The sequence below is a fragment of the Paenibacillus sp. OT2-17 genome (genome assembly GCF_009827695.1).
Taxonomy (GTDB): Bacteria; Bacillota; Bacilli; order Paenibacillales; family Paenibacillaceae; genus Paenibacillus; species Paenibacillus polymyxa_B.
In genome coordinates, this window is the sequence record NZ_WUDQ01000099.1 from 1 (window position 1) to 10,687 (window position 10,687).

The following is a 10,687-nucleotide window of genomic DNA, read 5'->3' on the forward strand; positions in this document are numbered from 1 at the left end:
CACATCATATCCATCAATATTTTCCATCATAATGTCCAGGAGGACGAGATCGAATGGCTCCTCGCTAATCATCCGCATGGCTTCCATGCCGTTTTCAGCCTGAAGCACAACCATTCCATCGCCTTCAAGAACCGTTTTAATCAATTTTCTGATAGCATTTTCATCATCAACAACCAATACTCTCGGTTTGCTCATTCTTGACCCCATTCCTTTCTAAAAGTCCTCTTACGAAAACCCTTTTTAATAATACAAAAAAACATCACTTTTTTATTTATGACAAATATTTAAATATCCGCTATATAAATGAGTTTATACGGAGTCAATCCCATTTATTTCTTAGCGCGTTAATGGGAGCAATGACCCAAAAACAAAACACGCCCTATGGGTTGAAACGCCTATGGTACTTCAAATATTCTCTCTTCTCGGTGTTTCACTTTTTAGTCTAGCATCATATTAGCCAACTCTATATGTTGTATGTCATACAGCTTCAAAAAACTCCCTGATTCCTTGTTGAATATCTTTATAAAACCTTTTCGTCAAGATTTTGGAAAAACCAATTTTGCCCCACTTGCTGCTGTAAGTGAACATCTCCCCTCATGGTTCAGTGGAATTGACCTTCCCTGCCCTTCCATAAAAGTATGGAGCTTTTCGGCACCAGCGAAGCGAGTGATTTGAATCCGAAGAAGCGGAGCGTTCGCCTTTGCCTCTGAATTCCCCCCTGTTCTCATTACAATGAGAGGAATTCAGAGGCAACAGCGATCGGAGGATCAAATCACACGCGAAGCGGCCTCTAATACTCCATACTTCTTTCCCCCATCTCCACAAACTGCTTTTGAGCCAGCTCACGGTACACCTGATGGGACTCTAATAACTCAGTATGAGTTCCTGCACCGGTCACCTTGCCCTTGTCCAACACGATAATCTGATCGGAGTGAACCACTGTAGACAAACGATGAGCAATGACAATCGTCGTGCGTCCCTCCATCAAGTTCGCTAGGGCCTTCTGTACCTCATGCTCAGATGAGCTGTCCAGACTAGATGTAGCCTCATCCAGCATGAGAATGTCAGGGCTACGAAGAAGCGCACGCGCAATAGCGATCCGTTGACGTTGCCCTCCAGACAGCTTCATTCCCCGTTCTCCCACCTCAGTGTTGTAGCCTTGAGGTAGATCCATAATAAATGTATCCGCATACGCCATCGTGGCTGCTCGTCTGACTTCTTCCAAGTCAGCTTCGCGCCCCAAGCCATATGTAATGTTATCTCTGACCGTTCCGGTCATCATTGAGCTTTCCTGCGATACATAACCAATTTTGGAGCGCCAGGAGGAAAGTGTATATGACGATATCGGTTCGTCTCCATAACGAATTTCCCCTGTATCCGGCACATAAAAGCGTTCCAACAATGAAAACAAGGTGGACTTCCCACTTCCACTCGGTCCCACGAATGCTGTCGTCCGGTTAGCCGGGATGACCAAGTTCGCATTATGAAGGACCTCTTCACCTTCAGTATAGGAAAAGGCAACATCACGAAGTATAATATCTCTGCTCTCTTTTGCCGCTTCCTGCTTCAACTCGAGCGGTTCCTCTTCATGATCTAAAATCGTCTGAATCCGTTCAGTAGCCCCAACCACCTTTTGTAGTCGTGAATACAGGGTCGTGAATTGTGCCATCGGTGTGATCACCTGAAACAGCAGCAAAATAAAAGCCACCAAATCCCCAGCGGTCAGCACACCCGATGCGACACGAACACCACCAACACCCAATATAATGACCAGCACTGCAGTCAACAAGAAGGTAGAAATGGGACCTACAAGAGCTAGGATGCGTGACTCTTGCAAACCGAAGCGGAACATCCGGTAAATACGATCCTCACCGGCCTGAGCCTCTCTGCTTTCGGTTCCGTAGGCCTTAACCAGTCTGATTTCGCCGATAACCTGACTCAACACTGAGGTCAGATCTGCCATCTCATCCTGCTGTTTTTTGGAGATACGGTACATTTTTCTGCCTACCGGAAATAAAATCAGGGCTGTTAGCGGAACAATAGCCATAATAATGAGCGTCATCACCCAATCCAGATAAAATAACAATGCAATACCACCAATAATTGCAATCACATTAGAAATCAGATTGACTAGATACTCCGTAATTAAGTTCATAATCAGGCTTGTATCATTGGTGACACGACTCATCGTATCTCCTGACCGATTTCGATCAAAGTAAGGGATAGGTAGAGATAAGATTTTATGCCATAAGCGTTTGCGCAAATTAGCCACAATCTTATGCCCAGCATAGTTCAACATATAGATAGAAACCGCCGAAGCCACCGCTTGAAGCACAAAAGCGCCAAGCAGACCAACAATGACCATACGGTTTAATGAAGAAAAGGTCAAGCCATCAATCAACCCTTTGGTCATCATGGGTACGATTAAACCAGCAGTGGTCTGAATCAGAGTCAGAATCAGGGCGATAATCAGAATGGCCTTGGGCGGATGCGCACTCGCAATCAATTTGATAAACCGCCCCATGCCAGCCTTATCGGGTCTTTTACCCGGCTTTTCCTTCATCCGGTCCTCCTGCTCATCTCGGTGTATATGATGTTCTTTTTCCATATACCATCAACCTCGCTTCCTGTCTGACCATTCTTGTTCAAACAACAACACCCGCGCTCTGCGCGGGTATGAACAGTACAATCTATCTTCGAGTTTACTACACCAGAGAATGAAGCACAAAGTTAGCCACAAACAGTACAGAAATAATATATAATGCGACAGGCACTTCCTTGCCCCGTCCTGCTGCCAGCTTGGCTACGGGGTATGCAATAAAACCAAATGCCATCCCGTCTACAATACTGTAAGTAAAGGGCATCATCACCATGATCAGAAATGCAGGAAACGCTTCAGTAAAATCACTGAAATCCATCTCTCGCACATTTTGCACCATTAGACCCCCAATGATGATCAACACGGGCGCAATGGCACTGTCAGGAATATAAGCCAACAGTGGAATAAAGAAAAACGTCGCCCCGAATAAAATAGCAGTTACCAGCGGTGTCATTCCCGAGCGGCCCCCCGCTGCAATACCAGCCGTCGATTCCGCAGCGGCTACCGCCGGACTGCTGCCCAAAATACCGGCAAAGATATTGGTTACAGCCAACACACGCAAGCTGTTTTTAAATAAATCCGGTCTTCCGATCATGTTGGTTTGTGCAGTAATCATACCAATATTCTCGAATAGTACAATGAGTAGGAGCAAAAAGACAGCGATCCAAAAAGCTACCGAGACAATGCCTGAAAAGGAAAGCTCTCCAAACAATTGCCCATACTGTCGCACCGTTTCAGAGGTTCGTACCGTGCTTGTAGGCTCTACAGCTCCCAGTATATAAGCAAGCCCAGTTCCCGCCAAAATGCTAATTAGTAAACCTCCCTGAACGTTACGCACAAACAATACAATAGCGAGCAGCAACGTTACACAAGCCGTAATTACCTTGGGATCATTAAAATGGCCAATAGCCACAAAAGTCGTCTGATGAGCAATCACGATGCCGCTTTTTTGCAATCCGATAAAGGTTAAAAACAAACCAATGCCTACCGTAATTCCGTGCTGCAAATTATGGGGAATCGCTTGGCTAATCAGCTTGTACAATGATGTAAAGGCCACAATGGCGAATAAGATCCCTGTGATGGCAACCACCATCAACGCTTCCTGCCAACTCAGCTTCATAGAATGTACGAGCGTATAAGTGAAAAAGGCATTAATCCCCATCCCTGGTACAACGACCATTGGAGATTTCCCACCAAAAGCCATAAGCAGGCAGCCAATCATTGATGTCAGCAGTGTCCCGAGCATCGCCCCTTGGAGAGGAATCCCGGCATCTGCCAAAATAGTTGCATTAACCATAACAATGTATACAACGGAAAAATAAGAAATGGCCCCAGCGGCTAATTCCTTTTTCCAATGATGCTCGGGCTTGAAACCGAGACTTCTGGACCACAGTCCATCCTTCATACCAAAACCCTCCAGCAAGTTGTTCAATCTGTTTGCAGTAAGCTGCGCTTTTTCAAAACAAAAAAGAGCTGTAGCAACTGTGACACAAAGGATGTGATGCACAGAACTACAGGTCTTAAAGTGAATACATACTGATGTAAATCTACGAATGCACTGCCATGCTATTTTTGCAACTTACACACCAGCATGTTCTAACAAATCCTTCACGGCTACACTGACCATGATCAGTCCTGCTACCGGAGGTACAAATGCATTGCTTGCAGGCGGCTGCTTCGCCTTCCGGATTTCAGGTGCGTTTGCAGGTACAATTTTTTTTGTAATTTCTTCACGTGGCTTCATTGGTTCTTCATCGGAGAATACAACCTTGACGCCTTTGGTAATACCTTCCTTGCGCAACTTGGTGCGGATGACACGGGCAATCGGGTCCATTCTCGTCTGGGAAATATCTGCAACTTGAAAACGACTCGGATCCATTTTGTTCGCAGCCCCCATACTGGAGATCATCGGAATCCCCCGTTTCAGGCATTCCTTAATCAAATGAATTTTGTAAATAATCGTATCCGAAGCATCCAGCACATAATCCAGTTCGTACTTGAACAGCTCCTCATATGTTTCTTCCGTATAAAACATGTTCAGTGCAATCGCTTCACATTCAGGATTAATCAGCTTCACACGCTCTACCATCAGATCAGCCTTTTTTTGGCCTACCGTCGTTGTCAACGCATGTATCTGGCGATTAATATTGGTGATATCTACAACATCTTTATCAATCAAAATGATACGTCCAACACCCGTGCGCGCCAGCGCTTCCACTGCAATCGAACCGACACCGCCGATACCCAGCACGGCCACCGTGCTATTTTTCATAACCTCTAGACCTTCAGTTCCGATGGCCAATTCCGTTCGTGAAAATTGATGCAACAATATGGTATATCCTCCCTCACTGATTTAAACTCTATGCCTGAACTCCAGCATACAAACCACGAACCCATTATCCATATGAGGGTAACGGGTTCATGGCATTCTATAAGCTATCTCATGCCAATGGATGGCACTTGCAAACGTCTTAAGCTTTAGGCGCAACAGGCTTCGGAGCAAGACGAATATGAAGCTGATCCAATTGAGCTTGATCCACTTCGGCTGGTGCATCCATAAGCAGGTCTGTCGCGCTGGCTGTTTTCGGGAATGCAATAGTTTCACGCAGATTTGTACGACCTGCAAGCAGCATGACAAGACGGTCAAAACCGAAGGCAATACCACCATGTGGAGGCGTACCATATTCAAATGCATCCAGCAGGTAACCGAATTTATCCTTCACTTCTTCAGGCGGCAGATTGAGCGCTTTGAACATTTTTTCCTGAACTTCACGTTTGAAAATCCGCATCGAGCCACCACCCACTTCGTAGCCGTTCAGCACGATATCATAGGCTTGAGCACGAACTTGACCTGGATCGGTATCCAAGAGGCCAAGGTCTTCGTCCTTCGGACGGGTGAACGGATGGTGTTCCGCCACATAACGTTTTTGTTCTTCGTCATAGCCGAGAAGCGGGAAGTCTACAACCCAGGCAAATTTGAATTTGTTATCGTCGATCAGTCCCAAATGACGGCCAATTTTCAGACGAAGTGCGCCCAATACATCAGCAACTACCTTTTTATTATCCGCAGAGAAGAGTAACAGATCGCCTTCTTCGGCTCCTGTGCGCTCCTTCAATGCTTCGATTTCTTCCGGTGTGAAGAATTTAACGATAGGCCCCTTGAATTCGCCTTCCTTCACTTGAATCCAAGCCAAGCCCTTTGCTCCATAACGCGCTGCAAAAGGACCCAGGTCATCAATGTCCTTACGGCTCCACGTGCCACATCCTTTGGCATTAAGGACTTTAACTTCGCCACCCTTTTCAATTACGGAAGCAAATACTTTCACACCACTGGTTGCCACGATATCATTAACATTTATCAGCTCAAGACCAAAACGCAGGTCAGGCTTGTCAGAACCATACTTGTCCATTGCCTCTGCATGTGTAATCCGTTGGAACGGTGTTTCCAGTTCTACCCCAACGGTTTCTTTGAACAATTTCACCATAAGACGCTCCATCATTGGCAGCAAGTCATCCTGTTGCATGAAGGAGGTCTCGATGTCGACCTGCGTAAATTCAGGCTGACGGTCAGCACGCAAATCTTCATCACGGAAACAACGTGCAATTTGGTAGTAGCGCTCCAGGCCACCCACCATCAGCAATTGCTTGTACAGTTGTGGCGATTGCGGCAAGGCGAAAAACTCACCTTCATGCACCCGGCTAGGTACCAGATAATCACGTGCGCCCTCTGGGGAGCTTTTCGTCAAAATTGGTGTTTCCACCTCGACGAACTCTTCTCCGTCCAGGAAGTCACGGAATATTTTTGCTGCTTTGGAGCGCAGTTTCAACGTCTGGTACATTTCCGGACGACGCAGGTCCAAATAACGGTATTTCAAACGCAGAGACTCGTCCACTTCTACACCATTTTCAATGAAGAACGGAGGTGTTTTGGACGCATTCAATACTTCGATTTCAGTGACACGCACTTCAATTTCACCTGTAGGCAGATTCGGGTTAATGGTTTCTGCATCACGCTTAACAATGGTACCGGTAACCTCAAGCACATATTCACTACGAACACGATCCGCAATTTGCAGTGCGTCACCGGAATATGCCGGATTAAACACAATTTGTACAATTCCGCTACGGTCGCGCAGGTCAATAAAAAGTACGCCCCCCAAATCACGACGGGTTTGTACCCAACCGTTCAATGTAACTGTTTCTCCGATATGCGCATGAGTCAATGCGCCGCATTCATGACTCCTTTTCATAATACACACTCCTGTTTATGTTTAGTAGTTAATGCTATATGACAACCAGAGGAAGCTCCACTGATTGATGTTACATCATTTTGTTTATCCTAATTCTTCCACCAGCTGATCCAGCTTAACGGTACGCTGCTCGCCAGTTTCCATGTTTTTCAGTGCAATTTCACCTTGAACCAGCTCATCCTCACCCAGAATCGCAGTATACCTTGCTTTAAAGCGATCGGCTGATTTCATCTGTGCCTTCATTTTACGCCCCAGATAATCTCGTTCTGCGGAAAATCCGGCTTGACGCAACTTGAATAGTTGTTTGGTCACTTCTGTTTCTGCTGCTTCTCCCAACGCTACCATATAGATATCTAACGGCTTGGCTTCGTTCAGTTTGACACCTTGATGTTCCAGGATCAGCTGAATTCGCTCCAGTCCAATGCCAAAACCAATGCCCGGCTGATCCGGTCCGCCCAAATCTCCAACCAATCCGTTGTAGCGGCCGCCTCCACCGATCGTATCTATGGCACCAATTCCTTCAGCTTTGAATTCGAACGCTGTCAACGTATAGTAATCCAGCCCCCGTACCAAACGCGGGTTAACTGTATATTCCACGCCCATGGCATCCAAATTTTGCTTCACTTTCTCAAAGTGTGTGCGAGATTCCTCGTCCAAGCTATCCAAAATCGAAGGTGCACCTCCAAATTTGTCCTGGTCATCTTTGCTATCCAGCACTCGCAGCGGATTACGCTCAATGCGTGCTTGGCTCTCCTTGGTCAACGTATCCTTAATTGGCATCAAGAAGTCCACCAGATGCTGACGATAAGCTGCCCGGCTGGCTGCATTACCGACGGAGTTAATCTCCACTTGTACTCCTTTCAAGCCCAGCTCACGGCAGAATTGATACCCGAAAGCAATAACTTCTGCATCCAACGCCGGATCGACCGCACCAAATGCTTCAATTCCAAATTGGTGAAACTGGCGCTGACGCCCAGCCTGTGGACGCTCATACCGGAACATCGGGCCGATATAATACAGCTTAGTTACATCCGGCTCCCCGTATAGTTTGTTCTCCACATAGGAGCGGACAACCCCTGCTGTTCCTTCCGGACGCAAAGTCATGCTGCGCTTCCCTTTATCCTCAAAAGTATACATTTCTTTTTCCACCACATCCGTCGTTTCACCCACACCTCGAACGAACAAATTCGTTTGTTCGAACATTGGCGTACGAATCTCTCGGTAATTAAAGCGGCGGCTAATCTCACGGGCTTTTTCCTCGACAACTTGCCACTTTTCTACACTGCCCGGCAGCAAATCCTGTGTTCCTGTCGGTTTTTGAAAGGCCATTAACGTATCCCCCCATCGTTGTATTTCGTATTGTGCACTTTCTTCTTGCTCCACTTTCAATATAAAACAAAAAATCCCTCGTCCTGTTAACATTAACAGGGACGAGGGATTGTCGTTTACAATCACCCGTGGTACCACCCACATTCCGGAGTTTGCCCAGACAACCAGCATAAGAATCACTCATTGCCCGTCAGCATTATGCTGACTCCGCTCATACGTATAACGCCCGTAACGCGCAGTACGGCTATTATGCAGGACCATCCACTGTAGGCACAGTTGCAATGCACTTTCAGTAGGGTTTCCTCAATTGTTCGCCGCCTGTTCTCGGGGAGGTCATTCATCCGCTCATCAAGGGAATTTTTACAGCCTGGAAATTCCTCTCTGCGCTTGTGGGTTCGGAGTACTTGGTCCCGTCATCAAATCATTTTTCATTATTTTATGATTTTAATGAACCGCCTCGACAAAGTCAAGACATTCTCCCTATAATCGGACAAATAAGGCTTATAAAAAGAAAATAACCTGCGGAAACGGTCCGCAGGTTCAAAAAGATATATCAAAAGGGGGTCATGCTGTTATTATAAACAACGAATATTAAGGAATGATGTTTCGAATATTACAATTGTATTACAGTCACTCTTTTGCGGCTAAATCCCTCAAGTATCGACAGTCTTGTGGCGCGCTCTCAGCTTTAATCCAACTGCGATACATATCCACGATTGGAACGTAGCTTATAAATGACCTCATCATAATCGGCGTCATTCACCTTTGCTGATAATACATACCGCAATTCATCTTGATCACCGTTAATATACACATCTGTCGCACGGAGCAACCCTCCATCATGATTCGTTGTTCCGTTCCGATCTTCATCCAGGTCCCTTTGGGCTGAGCCAGAGTTAATCTGGCCATCCTTCACATCTGGTAGAATATTCTCGCCATAAACACCCGCCGCAGGGATTGCCGCACCCGCAGGACCTCCTGTGCTCACAGAGCCTGTATTGTTATAGGGGACCAGCGGAATTAAAACTCTCGTCTCCCGGCCGAGCGCATCATCCAAAGCACCTACTTCCAAATGTTCAGTTCTATAAGCTTGAAGCGAAGCTCTGGCACCCTCAGCTTCATCTTCTGTGCGAAAATAAGCCTGAATCTGTTTTGCCATATCAAATCCTCCTCGTTTGGGAATTGTACTGGCATTAATCTAAGAAAATATTCGCGTTCAAATTACAATACTTTTAATAACTCACGCACAAAGGCTGGCTCATCCTTAGGGGTCCGAGACGTAATAAAGTTACCGTCCACAACCGCCTCTCGATCCTCAAAATGAGCACCCGCATTAATCAAGTCATCTTTCAATGGAGGATAAGCTGTAATCGTCCGGCCCTGTAACAAATCAGCACTCGCCAAAATTTGCGGCCCGTGACAGATAGCGCCTATCGTTTTTTTGGACTCATTAATTTCAGTCACAAATTTCAGAACATGTGCATCCAGTCGTAGATTTTCCGGGGAGGATCCGCCGGGAATAACAACTGCATCATAGTCACTTGATTTCACATCTGCAATGGCTTTTTCAATAGTGTAGCTTGCTTTACCTTGCTTACCGCTCACTTTCTCACCTTGCTTCAGCCCAACAATATCTGCCTCATGTCCAGCCTTTTTTAATTCATCATAAGGTACCTTCATTTCGGAATCTTCAAATTGGTCAGCCAATAAAAATGCAATTTTACTCATTAATGTTCAGATCTCCTTTCCGGTTATCCTCAAAACAAGTTTAAAATTAAGTTTGTTTCTCTACCACGCTTTGTTATTACCCGCTTGATCAGTTTTTATAACAATTCGCAGCGACGGAAAAGAAAAAGGAGCCTTTCGGCTCCTGCACTAATTCAATGCTACATATTTTATTTTTGACCTCTTTGTGCTGCTTTCGGGTAGAACCTCATTAACGCTCCATTTAACCCGATGTTACCTACGCGGCAAAGCACCGCGTCCCGGCTTGTCGATGGCTGTTGCAACATGCTGCAATAACGTATCAGCATTACGAGTAAGGCTGATTGCCTCCTGCATACTACCGGGAAAAAGCAGCACAGTGCTTCGATGCCCGTCCATTTTTGGGGTTTGACGCATAGCTTCGTCTCTCCTGTCACCCTTAGGCTATCCGCCTGGCTAATCACCAATCGGGATGACATTATGGTCCCTCTGAACAGCTATTTTATTCTACTCAGATCACGCCATGAATGCATAGTTACGAACGTTCGGTATCCAAAATCAGTGTCACTGGGCCCCAGTTCGTCAATGAAACATCCATCATAGCCCCAAAAATTCCCGTTTCTACCTCCAGGCCCTTGGCTCGAAGCTGACTGTTGAAGAAATCATACAGCTTCTCCGCTTCCTCTGGTTTAGCCGCCCCCATAAAGTTAGGCCTTCTTCCTTTACGGCAGTCACCATACAACGTAAATTGAGAGACAGACAAAATGGCTCCACCGACATCCAGAACGCTGTCATTCATTTTACC

10 protein-coding genes are annotated in these 10,687 nt (G+C 46.1%); all 10 read right to left on the reverse strand.

Annotated elements, in window-relative coordinates; all coding sequences use genetic code 11:
• The coding region (locus GRP75_RS13290; protein WP_160789533.1) for a response regulator at positions 1–195 on the reverse strand (195 nt) is incomplete at its 3' end.
• Between the two features lie 595 nt (positions 196–790).
• Positions 791–2,608, reverse strand: coding sequence for an ABC transporter ATP-binding protein (locus GRP75_RS13295; RefSeq protein ID WP_023989917.1), 1,818 nt, complete (start codon positions 2,606–2,608; stop codon positions 791–793).
• Positions 2,609–2,705: 97 nt separating this feature from the next.
• The gene (locus GRP75_RS13300) at positions 2,706–4,004 is read right to left on the reverse strand and encodes an NCS2 family permease (RefSeq protein WP_023989918.1); all 1,299 of its coding nucleotides are present in this window, start codon (positions 4,002–4,004) and stop codon (positions 2,706–2,708) included.
• A gap of 174 nt (positions 4,005–4,178) precedes the next feature.
• A complete protein-coding gene (locus GRP75_RS13305; protein WP_013311554.1) occupies positions 4,179–4,928 on the reverse strand; it encodes a tRNA threonylcarbamoyladenosine dehydratase in 750 nt (249 codons plus the stop codon).
• Between the two features lie 142 nt (positions 4,929–5,070).
• A complete protein-coding gene (gene aspS, locus GRP75_RS13310) occupies positions 5,071–6,849 on the reverse strand; it encodes an aspartate--tRNA ligase (protein ID WP_160789534.1) in 1,779 nt (592 codons plus the stop codon).
• An 84-nt stretch (positions 6,850–6,933) separates the two neighbouring features.
• Entirely contained in the window at positions 6,934–8,178 is a 1,245-nt protein-coding gene (hisS, locus tag GRP75_RS13315) for a histidine--tRNA ligase (protein ID WP_023989920.1), read from the reverse strand.
• 688 nt (positions 8,179–8,866) lie between these two features.
• On the reverse strand, positions 8,867–9,337 hold the full coding sequence (locus GRP75_RS13320; protein ID WP_160789535.1) for a hypothetical protein: 471 nt from the start codon (positions 9,335–9,337) through the stop codon (positions 8,867–8,869).
• 62 nt (positions 9,338–9,399) lie between these two features.
• Positions 9,400–9,906, reverse strand: coding sequence for a type 1 glutamine amidotransferase domain-containing protein (locus tag GRP75_RS13325; protein WP_160789536.1), 507 nt, complete (start codon positions 9,904–9,906; stop codon positions 9,400–9,402).
• Positions 9,907–10,137: 231 nt separating this feature from the next.
• Complete coding sequence (locus GRP75_RS29230; RefSeq protein ID WP_023989922.1) at positions 10,138–10,299, reverse strand: hypothetical protein; 162 nt, start codon at positions 10,297–10,299, stop codon at positions 10,138–10,140.
• A gap of 118 nt (positions 10,300–10,417) precedes the next feature.
• The coding region (dtd, locus tag GRP75_RS13330) for a D-aminoacyl-tRNA deacylase (protein WP_160789537.1) at positions 10,418–10,687 on the reverse strand (270 nt) is incomplete at its 5' end.